The sequence below is a fragment of the Endozoicomonas acroporae genome (assembly GCF_002864045.1).
In the GTDB taxonomy this organism is placed as follows: Bacteria; Pseudomonadota; Gammaproteobacteria; order Pseudomonadales; family Endozoicomonadaceae; genus Endozoicomonas; species Endozoicomonas acroporae.
The window spans coordinates 1-14335 of sequence record NZ_PJPV01000095.1 but is presented as its reverse complement, the minus strand read 5'-3'; the positions used below and the strand labels follow the sequence as shown (position 1 = coordinate 14335).

General features: G+C 47.5%; 22 protein-coding genes and 2 tRNA genes. 12 read left to right on the top strand and 12 right to left on the bottom strand.

Annotated features, from left to right (window positions below; translation table 11 throughout):
* Window positions 1-11 precede the first annotated feature (11 nt).
* Together CX664_RS16035 and CX664_RS16030 are read right to left on the bottom strand one after the other, a co-directional pair.
* Window positions 12-281, bottom strand: coding sequence for a Txe/YoeB family addiction module toxin (locus CX664_RS16035; protein ID WP_101747721.1), 270 nt, complete (start codon window positions 279-281; stop codon window positions 12-14).
* Entirely contained in the window at window positions 274-528 is a 255-nt protein-coding gene (locus tag CX664_RS16030; RefSeq protein WP_101747720.1) for a type II toxin-antitoxin system Phd/YefM family antitoxin, read from the bottom strand. The genes CX664_RS16035 and CX664_RS16030 overlap by 8 nt, the downstream gene beginning before the upstream one ends.
* A 432-nt stretch (window positions 529-960) precedes the next feature.
* On the opposite strand from CX664_RS16030, the gene CX664_RS16025 reads away from it, so the two are divergent.
* From CX664_RS16025 to CX664_RS16010, 4 genes are all read left to right on the top strand, one after another.
* On the top strand, window positions 961-1920 hold the full coding sequence (locus CX664_RS16025; RefSeq protein WP_101747719.1) for a Rha family transcriptional regulator: 960 nt from the start codon (window positions 961-963) through the stop codon (window positions 1918-1920).
* Window positions 1920-2246 (top strand): hypothetical protein, encoded by a 327-nt coding sequence (locus CX664_RS16020; protein ID WP_101747718.1) that lies wholly within the window; start codon window positions 1920-1922, stop codon window positions 2244-2246. The genes CX664_RS16025 and CX664_RS16020 overlap by 1 nt, the downstream gene beginning before the upstream one ends.
* Before the next feature lie 70 nt (window positions 2247-2316).
* Complete coding sequence (locus CX664_RS16015; protein ID WP_101747717.1) at window positions 2317-3246, top strand: hypothetical protein; 930 nt, start codon at window positions 2317-2319, stop codon at window positions 3244-3246.
* Window positions 3247-3281: 35 nt separating this feature from the next.
* Window positions 3282-3470, top strand: a complete 189-nt coding sequence (locus CX664_RS16010; protein ID WP_146000059.1) for a hypothetical protein — start codon at window positions 3282-3284, stop codon at window positions 3468-3470.
* A gap of 53 nt (window positions 3471-3523) precedes the next feature.
* Here CX664_RS16010 and CX664_RS16005 read toward each other — a convergent pair whose 3' ends face one another.
* Window positions 3524-3889 (bottom strand): Arc family DNA-binding protein, encoded by a 366-nt coding sequence (locus tag CX664_RS16005; protein ID WP_101747715.1) that lies wholly within the window; start codon window positions 3887-3889, stop codon window positions 3524-3526.
* A gap of 157 nt (window positions 3890-4046) precedes the next feature.
* Between CX664_RS16005 and CX664_RS16000 the strand changes: the two genes are divergently transcribed.
* Window positions 4047-4346 carry a hypothetical protein gene (locus CX664_RS16000; protein WP_146000058.1) on the top strand — a complete coding sequence of 100 codons (300 nt, stop codon included), beginning with the start codon at window positions 4047-4049 and terminating at the stop codon, window positions 4344-4346.
* Here the strand turns inward: CX664_RS16000 and CX664_RS15995 are convergent.
* Window positions 4333-4584, bottom strand: a complete 252-nt coding sequence (locus CX664_RS15995) for an ogr/Delta-like zinc finger family protein (protein ID WP_101747713.1) — start codon at window positions 4582-4584, stop codon at window positions 4333-4335. The two genes, CX664_RS16000 and CX664_RS15995, sit on opposite strands and share 14 nt — an antisense overlap.
* A 239-nt stretch (window positions 4585-4823) precedes the next feature.
* Between CX664_RS15995 and CX664_RS15985 the strand changes: the two genes are divergently transcribed.
* From CX664_RS15985 to CX664_RS15975, 3 genes are read left to right on the top strand one after another with little or no spacing between them, the layout of a single operon-like run.
* Window positions 4824-5063, top strand: a complete 240-nt coding sequence (locus CX664_RS15985; protein WP_101747711.1) for a type II toxin-antitoxin system CcdA family antitoxin — start codon at window positions 4824-4826, stop codon at window positions 5061-5063.
* Complete coding sequence (locus CX664_RS15980) at window positions 5063-5380, top strand: CcdB family protein (RefSeq protein ID WP_101747710.1); 318 nt, start codon at window positions 5063-5065, stop codon at window positions 5378-5380. The genes CX664_RS15985 and CX664_RS15980 overlap by 1 nt, the downstream gene beginning before the upstream one ends.
* Window positions 5381-5394: 14 nt before the next feature.
* Window positions 5395-5838 (top strand): type II toxin-antitoxin system HicB family antitoxin, encoded by a 444-nt coding sequence (locus CX664_RS15975; RefSeq protein ID WP_101747709.1) that lies wholly within the window; start codon window positions 5395-5397, stop codon window positions 5836-5838.
* 36 nt (window positions 5839-5874) lie between these two features.
* On the opposite strand, the gene CX664_RS15970 is transcribed toward CX664_RS15975, so the two are convergent.
* The 3 genes from CX664_RS15970 to CX664_RS15960 form a co-directional block, all read right to left on the bottom strand.
* Entirely contained in the window at window positions 5875-6159 is a 285-nt protein-coding gene (locus tag CX664_RS15970; RefSeq protein WP_101747708.1) for a type II toxin-antitoxin system RelE/ParE family toxin, read from the bottom strand.
* Complete coding sequence (locus tag CX664_RS15965) at window positions 6156-6425, bottom strand: antitoxin of toxin-antitoxin stability system (protein ID WP_101747707.1); 270 nt, start codon at window positions 6423-6425, stop codon at window positions 6156-6158. Before CX664_RS15965 ends, CX664_RS15970 begins: the two co-directional genes overlap by 4 nt.
* A 64-nt stretch (window positions 6426-6489) precedes the next feature.
* Window positions 6490-7170 carry a phage portal protein gene (locus CX664_RS15960; protein ID WP_146000057.1) on the bottom strand — a complete coding sequence of 227 codons (681 nt, stop codon included), beginning with the start codon at window positions 7168-7170 and terminating at the stop codon, window positions 6490-6492.
* A 135-nt stretch (window positions 7171-7305) separates the two neighbouring features.
* Here CX664_RS15960 and CX664_RS28230 point away from each other — a divergent pair, with 135 nt between their 5' ends.
* Together CX664_RS28230 and CX664_RS15950 are read left to right on the top strand one after the other, a co-directional pair.
* Entirely contained in the window at window positions 7306-7764 is a 459-nt protein-coding gene (locus CX664_RS28230; protein ID WP_101747705.1) for a transposase, read from the top strand.
* 304 nt (window positions 7765-8068) lie between these two features.
* Complete coding sequence (locus CX664_RS15950) at window positions 8069-8329, top strand: hypothetical protein (RefSeq protein WP_101747704.1); 261 nt, start codon at window positions 8069-8071, stop codon at window positions 8327-8329.
* Window positions 8330-8654: 325 nt separating this feature from the next.
* Here CX664_RS15950 and CX664_RS15945 read toward each other — a convergent pair.
* Together CX664_RS15945 and CX664_RS15940 are read right to left on the bottom strand one after the other, a co-directional pair.
* Window positions 8655-8731, bottom strand: a tRNA-Arg gene (locus CX664_RS15945).
* A 17-nt stretch (window positions 8732-8748) separates the two neighbouring features.
* Window positions 8749-8825: transfer RNA gene (locus CX664_RS15940), tRNA-Pro, on the bottom strand.
* Window positions 8826-9164: 339 nt separating this feature from the next.
* On the opposite strand from CX664_RS15940, the gene folD reads away from it, so the two are divergent.
* Entirely contained in the window at window positions 9165-10019 is an 855-nt protein-coding gene (gene folD / locus CX664_RS15935) for a bifunctional methylenetetrahydrofolate dehydrogenase/methenyltetrahydrofolate cyclohydrolase FolD (protein ID WP_101747703.1), read from the top strand.
* A gap of 54 nt (window positions 10020-10073) precedes the next feature.
* On the opposite strand, the gene CX664_RS15930 is transcribed toward folD, so the two are convergent.
* The gene (locus tag CX664_RS15930) at window positions 10074-12164 is read right to left on the bottom strand and encodes a Sip1-related alpha-galactosidase (RefSeq protein ID WP_101747702.1); all 2091 of its coding nucleotides are present in this window, start codon (window positions 12162-12164) and stop codon (window positions 10074-10076) included.
* A 477-nt stretch (window positions 12165-12641) separates the two neighbouring features.
* Between CX664_RS15930 and CX664_RS15925 the strand changes: the two genes are divergently transcribed.
* Window positions 12642-12857: a hypothetical protein gene (locus CX664_RS15925; RefSeq protein ID WP_146000056.1), complete on the top strand. Its 216-nt coding sequence runs from the start codon at window positions 12642-12644 to the stop codon at window positions 12855-12857.
* 7 nt (window positions 12858-12864) lie between these two features.
* On the opposite strand, the gene rarD is transcribed toward CX664_RS15925, so the two are convergent.
* Window positions 12865-13779 (bottom strand): EamA family transporter RarD, encoded by a 915-nt coding sequence (gene rarD, locus CX664_RS15920; RefSeq protein WP_101747700.1) that lies wholly within the window; start codon window positions 13777-13779, stop codon window positions 12865-12867.
* Window positions 13780-13925: 146 nt separating this feature from the next.
* Window positions 13926-14210: a ComEA family DNA-binding protein gene (locus tag CX664_RS15915; protein WP_101747699.1), complete on the bottom strand. Its 285-nt coding sequence runs from the start codon at window positions 14208-14210 to the stop codon at window positions 13926-13928.
* Window positions 14211-14335: the final 125 nt, after the last annotated feature.

Here is a 14335-nt window from a genome sequence, read left to right as displayed (position 1 = left end):
ACCACCCTTGTTCAATGCGCTGTGTAATGATTTCGACAAGAGATAATGGTGATTTCCCCGTCATCCACGACATAAACCAGCCGGTGGGTATCATCAATTCGCCGGGACCAGAAGCTGGAAAGGCTCTCTTTGAGGGGTTCTGGCTTCCCGATCCCGGAGAACGGTTCCCGTAGTGTTTCAATAATCAGTCGGTTAATACGCTTCAGTGTTTTTTTATCCTGCCCCTGCCAGTAGAGGTAGCTCCCCCAGGCTTCCGGGGTCCACTTCAAATCATTACTCATCAATCAACCCATGACGCTCGGTTAAGCCCTTGCGGTACTGCTCAATAGACCGGCTTAGATGGGCACTGTTAGCTGGACTTTTCAGCAGATGCACGGTTTCCATCAGGCCATTGAACTGGTCCAGTGACATCACCACGGTATCCTCCGCATCCCGGCGGGTGATGATGGTATAATCCGCATCGTTCACCACCCGGTCCAACACGGCTTTCAGTTTGCTGCGGGCTTCTGAAAAACTGATCACTCGCATGGTTCTAACCTCTCTGACAAGTACAATTTATCGTACAAGTATAACCAGTACCCCAAATAGTACAAGTCCTTGCAAACCGTGGTTTTCCGGTTGATTTTAGCTGTGCAGATCTGCATAATTACATGCATATAAGCAAGTGATTGACAGGACGAAAAATTATCAGGCATTATGCATCTCGCAACGGCAAAATCCGTTGCCGGGCTTGGAACCCCGATTTTCAAACGGAGCACATAAGACGCCCGTAAACTGCGTCTTTTTTTGTTCAATCACTTAGCACCTTTTTATGGCGGGCTGAGTGGGGACGGCTTAGGCCGTGCCGATTTCGTTTGAGTCGGTGTTCCAATCCCATTCAGTCCGTCTCCAGTCAAGTTTGGAACCTTCTGGTGGCGGTATCTCGCATCAAACGTAGGTTCTATGGCCTTTTTAATTTAAATCACTCCAACTCCAGAACAACTACTTCCCGAGCTGAAATTTGAAGATCAGCAGATCACCTGTAGCTTGCTCGATGTTGCCAACCATTTTGAGAAACAACACAGAGACGTACTCAAGGCAATCCGAAATCTGGAATGCTCTGAAGACTACCGTCTGCGCAATTTTGCGCAGACGGTAGTCACCCGAGAAAATCCAAGTGGTGGCGCTCCTATCGAAAGCCCTGCTTTCAAAATCACCCGTGATGGTTTCACCTTCCTGGCCATGGGTTTCACAGGCAAAAAAGCCGCCGCCTGGAAAGAGGCCTACATCAATGCCTTTAACCAGATGGAAAAACGGCTCCAGCATATCTTTGACCCGATGGTGATCGAATACCGCAAGGAGCAAATCGGCCAGATCGAACAACTGGTGACACGCCTGGAGAAAACACTGCATCCGGAGGACTGGGAGATTACCGAAATTCTCAAGGTGATGGTGCTGCAATTTTCCCGGGAACTGCTGCTGACCTGTCAGGATAAAGTCCTGCTGGAAGACCGCACCAAGGCACTGCAAGAAGTGGGATTACTGCCCAACTCCGCAGAAAGCGTGGATCACCCCACCATCATCCTGTTCTGGGACCAGATTGACAAGATCGGCCTGGCCCTGGTGAACCGTTCGGTGGAAGATGGCCTCATGTGCATCAGCCCCCGCTGGTATTTCCAATGGTGCAAAAACCTGGCCATGAAACCGGTGGCCAGTGAACGGGAGCTGGATGACACCTTCCGCCTCAGCATTGACTTTCCTTACCTTGGCAAACAGTTCCGCAAGGGCAAAAAGCCGGAGTTCTGCTGGTACTTTGCCCACAGCCTGGCAAGTCGCCAGATTGCAGAACAAAAAGTGCTGAACGCTGACCAGCTGAAGGCGAAACACAAACATCAGACAATTGATGATATTGCCGAGTTGATCAACGGGGAGGACGCCTGATGCATCCGGTCAATAACGAGCGCCAGGAAACGGCCAATAAAAACACCATCACCCTGCCCCTGCATAACCTGGGGGATGAACCTTTGCTGCGGGTCAGTGAGAAACACCAGAAAGCCGGGCAGTTTGTCGTTTATGTAGAAACGCCGAAACCGCTGTTCTTTACCGGCAATTTCTACGCCTATCACTGGGATTTCAAGGTGAAACAGATGTTCTGCGGTGAACATCTGGAGGATTGTCTGCACCGGGCCAGGGAGTGGGCCAATTATTTGCTGACCTATGAGGAGGATCGCTGCTACTCCGCCACCGGGCCATTGATTCAGCATTAATCCCCATCGGTGAAAGGCTGCCACCCCAATGGCCTGGGAGTGGCAGCCTACGCAAAGGAAAACGACTCACATGCATCCCTTACGCCCGATCCATTATACCGATTCAAATATTAACGACATCCAGAAATTAATGGGCCTGATCCTGGCCACTGCCAGCACCGGGGCCCTGATCATTACGCTCCAGTCACTGGTCAGCGGGATAGCCGCCACAGCACTGGCCACCGGTTCCGGTTTGGCCCTGCAGGTTTGTCTGTATCTGTTTGCCCGCCATCCTGATCATCGGGTCCGGTGGTTTTCTTATGGCCTGCTGGGCTTATCGGTGATTGTGACCGCATGGTATATGGAAACCACCTGGCAGAGCCATCATCGGCAACAGCTGAACCAGCAACAGCAACAGATCAGCAATCAGTTTCAAGTGAAACAGCAACAGCAACAGATTACCCAACTGAACCAGCAGATTGATATACTGCTGGCCAGCGCCGAACAGGACACCGGCAATCAATACCGGGCCCGGGGGCTGAATACCCTGAACGAACTGGAAGCCCTGAACCAGCGCCGGGATAAGCTACTGGCAGATATTCAGCAACAGGGCCGGATCACCGCCACAGAGCTATCGGGCCAGACCCTGTTTGAACAGAATGATTCCATCCGGTTATTCCTGTTCCTGGCCATTGCCCTGATTATTGATCTGGCCGCTATTATTGCCCTGAATCCGGTTCCAGCCATGGCAGCCAGTCAGGAAGATGACCGGAATATTCCCGCCGATCCGGAGCACATTAAACCGCCCTCCCACCTGGAGAACATACTGGAGAAAATCCGCCTGGGGGAATATGGGGAGTTTGTTCCGGTGAAACAGATTATTGAAAATGAACCTATCCGCCATCCGGAGCTAAAAATAGGATTGGAGCAACTACTGCTGGAGGAAGGGGTGATCAGTAAGGTGGGGAACCGGTATCGTCATTTCAGTTTTGACCGGCAAACAGAACTTTGTGACATATAATCGGCTTGTTTGATCAGTCTATTTTTGGAGAAATAATGAAACAAGTAGTGATAAGGGGTAGATGCTGGGTTAATTATGAAAAAGTTATTGATATGGCTGACGATGAAGCCGAGGAGTTTATACAGAATTTCCATGATAATCCCGACAAAGGATATAGCCAGATAGATGAAGAAGATTTGCAGGATATTGAATGTGTCGATGATGGGGAGATTATCTGTAAGTAAATATAACCTGCTGCTTATGCGAATATTTCATTCGCATAAGCAAAAATAAAAAATCACAACTTTCTGGAAAGGTACTGAATAGCAGTCTTGAACAGCCGGGTAGAAAAATTCTCACTGGAAATATAATCCAGTTTCTGGCTATTTTTAGACAGTTCCTGGCTGATTCTCTCCAGAGTCTCAATCATCTGGTTACTGGTTTCCGGCTGGTTAAAGTAAAAGCCCGCTGATTGCTCATGAAACCCCATTTCACCCCGGGGCATATTGGAGCCATCCATCTCTATGGAATATTGCAACCGGCGGATAATCTCTGCATTCAGGGAACGGCTCTGCTCATTGGCCGCCTGCTGTAACTGCTGCCGGAGATCCCATGAAATCCTGATAGATAGTTGTTTGGGTTCAGCTGTGTTTTTCATGCTCATGAACAGATCCCATAGTCTAGCCCGATTACATTAACCATTTTTAACTACATTGAAATTTATGTAATTTTTACTAATCTTTCATGGACACAAAAAAACGAGGCGTAATACAAATTACCATCTGTACTAGACGACAGTTCTTATACGATAGGGGCCGATCATGCTCTATCCCCAGTTGAAATTTTTCTCCCTGGAATCCTCTTTATTGTCGATGGTCAATATCATAGAGGTGAAACAGATTGGTTACGTTATCCATATACGCTACACCTTCCCCCAGATACTGCTCTGTATCGGTGATGAATTTGGCTATCTGGATGAACTGAGGATTGAGGATATTATGACGGGCAGCCATGAAGCCGAAGTCATGGAAAAAATTCGGGAAAAACTGGAAATCATTTACACCTGGGAACACCGGAAACTGTTTGACGGGATCACTCCGGTGATGGCTATGGCTGTTTGATGATGTCCATCAGCTGCCGTTTCTCCCTGGGAGATAAACGACGGACAAGCTCTATAATGGCTTGCTCCATCACTGGTCTGGGTGGCGTGGTATCGTGTTTATGGGCCAGACTCATGACAAAACGGGCATCACACAGCGGATTATCACAATGGCAATACAGCTCCCGAAGCGATTGGGTGATTTTTTTACTGCTGCTGATGCTGGATTTTTCGCCACAATGCGGGCAGGTGATTTTCACCTATTTCTCCCATGAATAGCATGAACACTCAGTATAAACCGGAGATTAAATGCAAAAGATAAATGATGATCTTTGCACTGCCTTTAATCTGGATCGGGATAAGATAGAAACCGAGTGTGACTGTAAGAATTTGCACTGACTTTTCTTGCTTCATTAAAACGTCTTTCCATGCTTGTAATTGATAATTACAAAATATGCGCCTAATATATACGCATAACTTATTATAGAGGATGAACAGCATGGAACCACAAAACAAGCCCGAAAAACGCCCGGTTAACCTCAGAGCCCGTTCCGATCTTCTCGATTGCGCCAAAGCCATGGGAATTAACCTTTCTGCAACTCTGGAAGAGGCCCTGATGACGGAAGTAAAAAAGAGAAAGGCCGAACAGTGGCGTAAAGACAATAAAAAAGCAATGGAAGCCCTGAACCAGTTTACTGAGGAGCATGGCCTGTTTTCTGATGAGTTCAGGACCTTCTGATGGAACAGTTTACCGTTTACGAAAACCCTTCAAAACAAACCCGAAACAGCATCCCCTATCTTTTGGATGTCCAGAATGACCTGTTTTCCGATATTGGCACACGTCTGGTCATTCCAATGACACAAGCCAGCAACATCAGTACCCTGCCCGATCAGAAAATGTGCCCTCAAATTAAGATTGTCGGGAATAACTACCTCCTCCTGACTCATCAATTGGCCAGTTACCCGGCAAGCCGCCTGAAAAAACCGGTGCTGTCACTGGATCATTTACGCTATGACATTCTAAAAAGTATTGATTTATTGATAAATGGTTTTTAATTGCGAGGGTATTGATGGGGAACATTTATCAGGACGTGCAAAAGGCGTTAGAGGAAGCGTTAGAGTTTTCTAAAGGTACTGATACAAGAGCAATCGTCCATAACAAACAACGTAACCCGAAAGTTCCCACAGAGGACTATGGGAAACAGGCGGAAGCAACTGGAGCCACTATCATGCTATTCAAAGTCGGTATAGAAACACCTCGAGACAGTGAGACCGCCTATGGCATTATTATTCCGGCTTTATGCAACGATTTGTACACCACGGTTTCGGCTGCGGATACTTTTGATGAGATCGTTCCCATGGCCAGAGAAGTGGCCCAATTGATGATGGAAGAAATGACAGCAAGCGGTGATTTTGACCTTACCACCATTATCAGGGCCAATCAGCAGGATTACCGGAATAATCCGGAGTATGCCGATTTTGACCAGTGGATTGAGGTGGAAATTGAGTTTTAAGCCCCGCTCCCATGTTAGAAGACCTTGGAACCAATATCACGTTTTAACCGGTGGCCAGAGCCTGGCAGTATGCACTAAAGCCAATATCCATACCTGATCATCCTGAATCTCATAAACCAGACGATAATGCTCATGGGGAATCAATTCCCGGGTTCCCTCAATTTTGCCACTGTGCCCAATCATCGGGTGAGTGGCCAGCCTGCCCGCTGATACTCCAAACCGTTCATCCATATCAATGGCCGCCTGCAGATTTTCAGAGACCAGATACTCCCAGATAGCCAGACGATCCTGAACCGCTTCCGGGGACCAGATGACTTTCATAACTGTTTATTCCGCATAGCGGCAAACTGCGCTTCCACCTCATCATTATTTTTCCCTTCACCGGAATGAATGGAATTTCTGGCAGCGGTTACTTTTTCTTGCAGAAACTCATCATACTCCCTGGCTTTTTTTTGTCGTTCGATAAATTCCCGCATCAGTTCCCGAACCACCTGGGAAGCGGGTCTATGGATGGACTCCGTGGCTGCGATAAATTCAGCCCGGAGTTCCGGCTCCAGTTTCATGGTAAACACCGACTGTTTAGACATAGTTATCTCTCCCTATAAAATACTAACAAAGTATATACAATGTTAGTACTTTGAGAGAAAAGCCTCAAGTTGCCTCAACCTCAAAAAACGCCAGATCAAAGTCAAACTGAGACACCTCCGCCCCAAGGGTCCGGTTCAGTTCCAGAAAGGGCTGAACCATGCTTTTAACATCGGTTTCCAGGTAGGTTTTCAGGATCTTTTCAATATCCCCAAATCCTGCATTACCCTCTGGCCGAATTCCTGCCAGGGCTGGCTGCATCCCATGGCCCACAATCACATCATCCGCTGAAATACTTTTGATCCGCTGGAACTCATCTTTCTGGCTGATGTCACCCACCGGGATCACATGCACCGCCTTATCCTTGCCCCCCGGAATATTGATAAACAGGGAGCGGAAATTCCCGGCCGCCTTGCCCTCTTTCATTTTATTGATCAGCATGGCCTCTGTTTTCGGGTCCATATTAGGATCGGTGGTATAGAGGATATAACCGATATGACAGCCATTATGGTAATACTTGCGCCGGAATAAAGTGGCATCCTCATTCAGTAATAACGCCTGCATGGCACATAGCCAGTCAGGCACGCCATAAATATGTTGAGTGGGGTCATATTCCAGCGCCTGCACCACTTCACCCGGTTCAAAGTCTATCGGGGCCAGCCGATCCGGGCCTAACCAGCAGAACTGGGTCTGGCCGTTTTCCAGATCCCGTTTCCGCTGCATATTCAGCGTTGGAAGATGTTGCAACAGTACTGTCTACACCTATTTCCGAATCTGGAAACAAGATGGCACATGGAAGAAGGTGCATGATGCTCTTCGTGACCAGGTGCGAATTCAGGCGGGCAAAGAGCCACAACCAACAGCAGCAAGCATTGACTCCCAATCCGTGAAAACCTCGGTAAAAGGGGGGATCGAGGCTATGATGGCGGGAAGAAAATAAAAGGCAGAAAACGTCATATAGCTGTTGATACTATTGGCCTGATTCTGGTGGTATGGGTACACACAGCCGCATTTAGTGATAGTTTTGCAGGTCAGTTCATACTGGCTCACCTTAAGAAATACTTTAAAAACATCTGGAAAGTCTGGGCTGATTGTGGCTACCGGGGTTACCTTGAAGAGTGGTTTTATCGCTTCAAACCCAAAAGGGTACTTGAAATCACAAAACGCCCACGGGGAAAGTTTGTCGTTCAAGCAAGGCGCTGGGTTGTGGAGAGAACCTTTGGCTGGTTTGAAGGATCCAGACGTTTAACTAAAGACTATGAGCAGCTGCCAAGGAGTTCAGAAGCCTTCGTTTATATATGCATGATTCGCATAATGCTACGAAGGCTTAAGCAGTTTTAAAACAGCCTCTAAGAACAAAGATAAAATCCAAGATTACAATAAAAAATACAGAACTGATAATCCAGAAATAATAAAACAAAACTCTAAAAAATATTTAAAAAAGAGAAATAAAGTAAAACACAATGCCGCAAGGCGTAAGTATTATCATCAAAAAGTTAAAAATTCTGATCAGTTATTAAAAAGGATACGAAAACGAAACCGAGAGTGGAGAAAAAAAGATCATGCAAAACGCTACACAACAGATCCAGACTATCGTTGCAATAAGCTGGTAAGAAACATTCTTGATAGAACTTTAAAAGCCAGCATGAAAAACAAGGAAGGACGTACTCATGACTTGCTTGGCTACACAGCACAGGAGTTTAGAGAGCATATTGAACGACAATTCCAAAAAGGCATGAACTGGGAAAACCATGGAGAATGGCATCTAGATCACATCTATCCCATTGCAAAATTTATCGAGGAAGGCATGACAGATCCAAAAACAATAAATGCTCTTTCCAACCTGATACCCATATGGAAAACCAAGAACCTCAGCAAAGGAGCCAAAGTCACACAATTATTGTGACCCAGCTCACATATTCACAGAATACCACCTTAGTAATTAAAACCAACGTAAGTTTTAATGAAAAAATCATATCACTCCGTCGCGTATCAATAATTTCAAACCCCAGAACCGGACCCAAAATTTTTACTCCTCACCACACTCACACTTTCGGGCTTTTTGAACATTTTTCGTTCTTTTTTGTGACTGGGGCCAGGACTGCCAAGGGTGAAATCCGGTGACACTATTGTGACATTCCGGGCTTTAGATGGGCTTGTGACACTCAAGTGACACGGAAAAGAAAAAACCCCTGAAGCCATTGATTTCTCTGAGCTTCAGGGGTTATTGATGGCGCACCCGGCAGGATTCGAACCTGCGACCATCCGCTTAGAAGGCGGATGCTCTATCCAACTGAGCTACGGGCGCTTAATCATCTTTCTCACTGGTCGGGGTAGAGAGATTCGAACTCCCGACATCCTGCTCCCAAAGCAGGCGCGCTACCAGACTGCGCTATACCCCGAAATTTCTCAGCTACTTTCAGGAAATCCCGAAAATTTCCGCTGGTCAACGGCGACGAATACTACTCACAAGCATGGCGCTCGTCAATTGCCATATGCATTTTTTGATCCACATAGCAGTTCAGATAATGCAGGAAACATCTTCGTCTTAATGACCATACCAATCTGTCTGAAAAAAAACCACCATGCTCACCCTTTATATCGAACAGACTTCACATAGGTTGAACCAGTGGCTTTATCAGCAAGCGGTTGTGTCAACAGAGCCTGAGCACTGTTAAACTAACGGTCATTTTCAATATTCGCCAATCAACCAATATTGTCAGCAACAGGCTTCAGCATATATGACAGCAAAAATTATTGATGGCAAAGCCATTGCCCTGCAACTGACCGACGCCATCGCCAAACAGGTTCAAAAAAGAACTTCACAGGGTCTCAGGGCTCCGGGGCTGGCGGTTATTCTGATTGGCGATGACCCGGCTTCCAAAGTTTATGTAGGCAAGAAAAGACAGGACTGTGAACGGGTGGGTTTCAAATCCATATCCCACGACCTGCCAGCCTCCACCAGCGAACAGTATCTGCTGGAGTTAATTGACAGCCTCAATGATGATCCGGCCATTGATGGTATTCTTGTACAATTACCCCTGCCTGAACACATCAACTGCGAACTGGTGATTGAACGCATCCGTCCGGATAAAGACGTCGATGGCTTTCATCCTTACAACATTGGCAGGCTGGTTCAGCGCATTCCACTGTTGCGCCCCTGCACACCAAAAGGTGTGATGACACTGCTGGAAAGCACAGGCCAGCCCATTCGTGGCAAGAATGCCGTTATTGTCGGTGCCTCCAATATTGTCGGTCGACCAATGACCATGGAACTGTTACTGGCCGGCTGCACTACAACCACCACGCATCGCTTTACCGAGGACCTGGCCGCTGAAGTAGCCCGGGCAGACATTCTGGTGGTTGGCGCAGGCAAACCCGGACTGGTTAAAGGTGCCTGGGTAAAGCCCGGTGCCGTGGTGATTGATATTGGCATCAACCGTATGGATGATGGCCGACTGGTGGGTGATGTGGAGTTTGATGTTGCCAGAGAAAGAGCCTCATGGATTACTCCGGTTCCCGGCGGTGTTGGCCCGATGACTGTGGCGACACTCCTGGAAAACACACTTTATGCTGCAGACCATCTGCACCACTGAGCCGAGAAAAGAGCGTTCAAGATTAAGACCGGCAGTTTCACTGCCGGATCCATCTTATGACTTCAGACTGGCCAGACATTCCAGAAAGATTTCATCTTCCCACTCAGAGCAATCAATAAGGTACATATTACCCGACTCCTCCCACTCATAATCCTGCCCGTTGATTCGAACCTCCAGAATCGGGTGCTCACTGTAAATTAACAGCCTGCCTCCCTGCCTGAGTCGGCTTTCAAGGCGAACACCGCTGTCTTTCCAGCACACCACCTGATCAACAATGGCACAGGCTGGCAGAATCTTATCTTCCAGTCCAAGACAGACCAATGACTCTTCAGGATAAAACAGCATCAGATCTGCCCCATTCTGCCCAAGCCGTATTTCCGGCAGCTCAGAATGGCTGAAACACTGCCGTCGGGTCGGCCAGTATATCAGCCATTCGCCACTGTCATTTTCCAGGGGGGACGCAGTGATACGCTCAGCAATCGGTTGGTGATCTTCGGCAATATTGAATAAGGCAAGGACTCCCACTACCCCAATCCGATTGGTCACCTTAAGCAACTTACCGGAATAGAGAGGGTTTTCAAATAACTGTTCCCGAGCCACCTTTCCCTGCTGATCACAGCGAACCACCCGACCATCATTAAACACCAGCTTCATCAGTTGCTCTGCATCAGTCTGCCCAACCGGATCACTGGTATAAATGGGCCCGCCACTCACCGCCCTGAGCAGCGCATGGGCATCAGAGTCTTCGTGAATGGTCCACCACATATCCCAGTCACCTATAAAAAAGGCATCATGAAACACTGCGTTATAGGCATTCTGCAGTGCATGCTCCTGGAGATTACCGCTTTTCTTTGGAAAAAAATCATCACTATTACGCGCAAGAGCTGATGACGGCCGGTTCCACAACTGATCGCTGGCCATCCCCATGCAGTTGATCAGTTGTCCGTTAAAGTGCAGCCCTGCTGAGGCTTCAAGGGACTGGTGCGCTACCCGGGATACTTTTCCGGGAAAATCCCGGTATCTATAGTGGTTGGCAAGATTGCTCTGAACATCGACTTTGATGAAATCAACGCCCTGCCGGGCCAGATAGTCGTGCCAGCCGTGCCAAAAGCGAAATGCATCCCCTTCTGAGGCTGGGGGTAACCTTCTTGATGAATCCAGTTCATCCAAAGGGACAGGAAAGCTGGCTTGGGCATCGATCCCTTCCCACTGCCCGGTCAGCGCATGCCACACCCCCATCCAGGGAATACCGTAGTCATCCTGAAGAGTCTGCTTTAAACTGGCAAGTCCGGCCGGAAACTTCTTCCGATCTTCCTTCCAGGATAACAGCCGACGATCTTTCTCTTCCGACCAGCCATCATCCACCAGCATCCATTTTACCGGAACCCTTTTGGAGTAAAACTCCTGAGCTTTTGCAGCAACAGCCTCCTCAGTCACATCAAGATAACAGGCATCCCAACTGCACCAGCCGAGATAGTTAAACACCTCAGGGAAGGTACGCTGCTCTCTTGGTCTGGAATAGTACGATAGATGGTGACGCCCCAACTGCACATTGTTATTGATCAGTGAAAATGGATCTGCACTGACACCATAAATGGCAATCAGGCCCGAAAAATCTCTAACACCCGACTTTGAAGGACCCGCCACCAACTCAATGCCAGCGACGTCCCCACCCTGAAATTCACAGCGAACCTGCTCATCACATACGGCCAGCAGGTGGTGATACTCTTCCCCCAGACCGTACAGCAAAGACTGTGTTTTCTCTGGCAGATTGTTAAGGGCGCAATCAAAATGGGGCCGTGTCCACCAACTGTTATAAAGATAATGAGCACACAAGCCGGAAATGTCACCCAGAGAGGCGATATTGATTCTGACGGCGCAACGGGGATGCCAACTGCGCCCTGGCCAACTGACTCCCTTGCTAATCTCAGCATTCAGAGATAACAACAGCTGTCTTCCTTTGGTCTCCAGAGACAACCTGACAGACAACCAGTCATCGTGAACAAATATCCCCGACTGCTCTGACCATGTCAGAGCATATTCCTCCCCATTATCCAAACGAACATAAACAGTGATCTCCTGACATACTGCAGCCTGGTCATAATACAGATTTACCAGCTGGTCTTTTTCACGAAGAGAATACATAACTGCCTCAACTGCATCTTGGAAAGAACAATGTCATCCTTTGCCTACAGTATTTCTCAAAATCGGATATACGGCAGTGAAAATCTAATAAATTGCTTATCCCTGATATAAAACCACAGTCCGATAAGCTGATTAGCACGGGAATTTTGCAATATGAAAACCGCTGAAAATGTTACCCAAGCAAGGAAAACCAACCGGAAAGTAACACCTTTTATCAATAGCACACACCAAAAACCACAGACTGAGCTTTAGAGTGAAGAGAGTCTAAGTCATTCAACCCCGCACAACTGAGGCAAAACAGCAAAAGAACATACATCAGGCATGAAGAACAAAGCAGAAAACCACGCTGTCAAAAAAATGGCATGCAGTATGCATACCATTTAGGGTTCCATGTCAGCACCCGGTTTAATGGAATAAGCCCTGCTGCCGACATCTTTTGTCTTCGCTACTTTTGTCAGAATCATCCAGGACTCTTCAATGAACAAACCATCACTCAGTAGCATGGAAGCCTATCTCAGACAGATGGGTATGGTGCCCCTTCCCGAAACCCCTGGCGACCTTGAAAAAGAGTACTACCGACAGATTTACCGGGTACTGCCCAGAGAGCAGGCTCTATCACTCCCGGTCAGGAAAGCCCGTTCAAAAACCTCTATCAAGAAAAGTAAAGAAAAAGACACCCCTGACAGACAGTAAACCAGACCTACTCAGCGTGAGGGACTTCCAATCGTTCACGCTGTCGCTTATGTCGAAACAGGCCATCCAGCGTAAAAATGACCAGTGCAAGCCATATCAAAGCGAAAGTAGCCATCTGCACCACACCCAGCGGCTCATTATAAATTGTCACACCCACCAGAAATGAAATGGATGGTGCCAGATACTGCATGATTCCCAACACAGTCAACGGCAACTTTTGAGCCGCCATATTGAACAACACCAGAGGTATGGTGGTCACAAACCCGGACAGTGCAAGAAGAAGACTGGTATCCGGATCAGAAAAGCGAAAAGCATGCAAATCATTACCCATCAACCACAGGAAATAGAAAGCGGCGGGAGGCATCAACAGCAATGTCTCAATAGCCAGTCCAGAGGTCGCATCGACATTAATCCTTTTCCGGATCAAGCCATAGAACCCGAAACACAAGGCCAGTACAAAAGCGACCCAGGGCAGTTTACCCAGCAAGAACATCTGCATTGATACCGCCGCTGCTGCTATAAATACCGCTAGCATCTGGTATCGGGTCAGACGTTCCCCCAGAAAACAGTAGCCAAAAAAAACGCTGATCAGCGGGTTAATGTAATAACCGAGGCTGGTTTCCAGAATCCTGTCGTTGGTCACTCCCCAGATAAAACAGAGCCAGTTTCCAGCAATAAACAGCGACGACAAAACCAACCAGCCCAGTATCCGGGGTGACTTTATTATCTCAAGGATCCCTTTCAGTTTATGGCGAAAAGATAAAAAGCAAACCAGCAAAAGTGATGACCAGAAAACCCGATGAGCAAGCACTTCCAAAGGAGACACCTGTTCAACAATCTTGAAATAGATGGGGATCAGCCCCCACAAAGCAAATGCCCCGACGGCAAACGTCAGGCCAGACTGTACTCCTGCGTCTCTCACAAATCCCCCACATCAGACCCATAGCATCCACGCGATGCCGGGAAAAATAACAGCCCATTCAGATTTTGCATTGTAGAAGCAACGAAACCAGAGATAAAACATTACCTGAAGAAGCCTGAACTCATCCAGGCTCCTGGCGAGACAGATCAGTCAAAAACTATACGATTTTTATTTTTATCCAGCATTTTGCTGCCAACATATTTTACCTTATCCAAATCATCAAAGCTCTGATAAGGGCCATGCTGATCACGATGCTTGACAATTTCCATTGCGATACGGGGTCCAACCCCGAGAAGTCCTTTGTCCAGCTGCTCCATGTTTGCCTGGTTCACATTAACTTTCTGATCACCAGACCGGGCTTTCTGGTCAGCCCCAAAGACAGAGATACTGAAAAAAGATGCACCTAAAAAGACGAGGGTTTTGATATCCATATCAATGACTCCTTAAAATTGATAGATAATCCGCTATTAATAGATTGTCTATAAAACAGCTTTGTTGAATAAACCATCCATAAGCACATTCCCCCTGTGTCAGCATAGTTGTCGCCTCTCCTGAA

What these genes read in the sequence shown, in the direction of transcription:
- CX664_RS15930 (WP_101747702.1), bottom strand. Translation starts at nt 12,164, where the DNA reads ATGTATTCTCTTCGTGAAAAAGACCAGCTGGTAAATCTGTATTATGAC.
- CX664_RS15950 (WP_101747704.1), top strand. Translation starts at nt 8,069, where the DNA reads ATGAAAAACAAGGAAGGACGTACTCATGACTTGCTTGGCTACACAGCA.
- CX664_RS16035 (WP_101747721.1), bottom strand. Translation starts at nt 281, where the DNA reads ATGAGTAATGATTTGAAGTGGACCCCGGAAGCCTGGGGGAGCTACCTC.
- folD (WP_101747703.1), top strand. Translation starts at nt 9,165, where the DNA reads ATGACAGCAAAAATTATTGATGGCAAAGCCATTGCCCTGCAACTGACC.
- CX664_RS16030 (WP_101747720.1), bottom strand. Translation starts at nt 528, where the DNA reads ATGCGAGTGATCAGTTTTTCAGAAGCCCGCAGCAAACTGAAAGCCGTG.
- CX664_RS15975 (WP_101747709.1), top strand. Translation starts at nt 5,395, where the DNA reads ATGGGGAACATTTATCAGGACGTGCAAAAGGCGTTAGAGGAAGCGTTA.
- CX664_RS16010 (WP_146000059.1), top strand. Translation starts at nt 3,282, where the DNA reads ATGAAACAAGTAGTGATAAGGGGTAGATGCTGGGTTAATTATGAAAAA.
- CX664_RS16000 (WP_146000058.1), top strand. Translation starts at nt 4,047, where the DNA reads ATGCTCTATCCCCAGTTGAAATTTTTCTCCCTGGAATCCTCTTTATTG.
- CX664_RS15985 (WP_101747711.1), top strand. Translation starts at nt 4,824, where the DNA reads ATGGAACCACAAAACAAGCCCGAAAAACGCCCGGTTAACCTCAGAGCC.
- CX664_RS15915 (WP_101747699.1), bottom strand. Translation starts at nt 14,210, where the DNA reads ATGGATATCAAAACCCTCGTCTTTTTAGGTGCATCTTTTTTCAGTATC.
- CX664_RS16020 (WP_101747718.1), top strand. Translation starts at nt 1,920, where the DNA reads ATGCATCCGGTCAATAACGAGCGCCAGGAAACGGCCAATAAAAACACC.
- CX664_RS15965 (WP_101747707.1), bottom strand. Translation starts at nt 6,425, where the DNA reads ATGTCTAAACAGTCGGTGTTTACCATGAAACTGGAGCCGGAACTCCGG.
- CX664_RS15970 (WP_101747708.1), bottom strand. Translation starts at nt 6,159, where the DNA reads ATGAAAGTCATCTGGTCCCCGGAAGCGGTTCAGGATCGTCTGGCTATC.
- CX664_RS15980 (WP_101747710.1), top strand. Translation starts at nt 5,063, where the DNA reads ATGGAACAGTTTACCGTTTACGAAAACCCTTCAAAACAAACCCGAAAC.
- CX664_RS16005 (WP_101747715.1), bottom strand. Translation starts at nt 3,889, where the DNA reads ATGAGCATGAAAAACACAGCTGAACCCAAACAACTATCTATCAGGATT.
- CX664_RS16015 (WP_101747717.1), top strand. Translation starts at nt 2,317, where the DNA reads ATGCATCCCTTACGCCCGATCCATTATACCGATTCAAATATTAACGAC.
- CX664_RS15925 (WP_146000056.1), top strand. Translation starts at nt 12,642, where the DNA reads ATGAACAAACCATCACTCAGTAGCATGGAAGCCTATCTCAGACAGATG.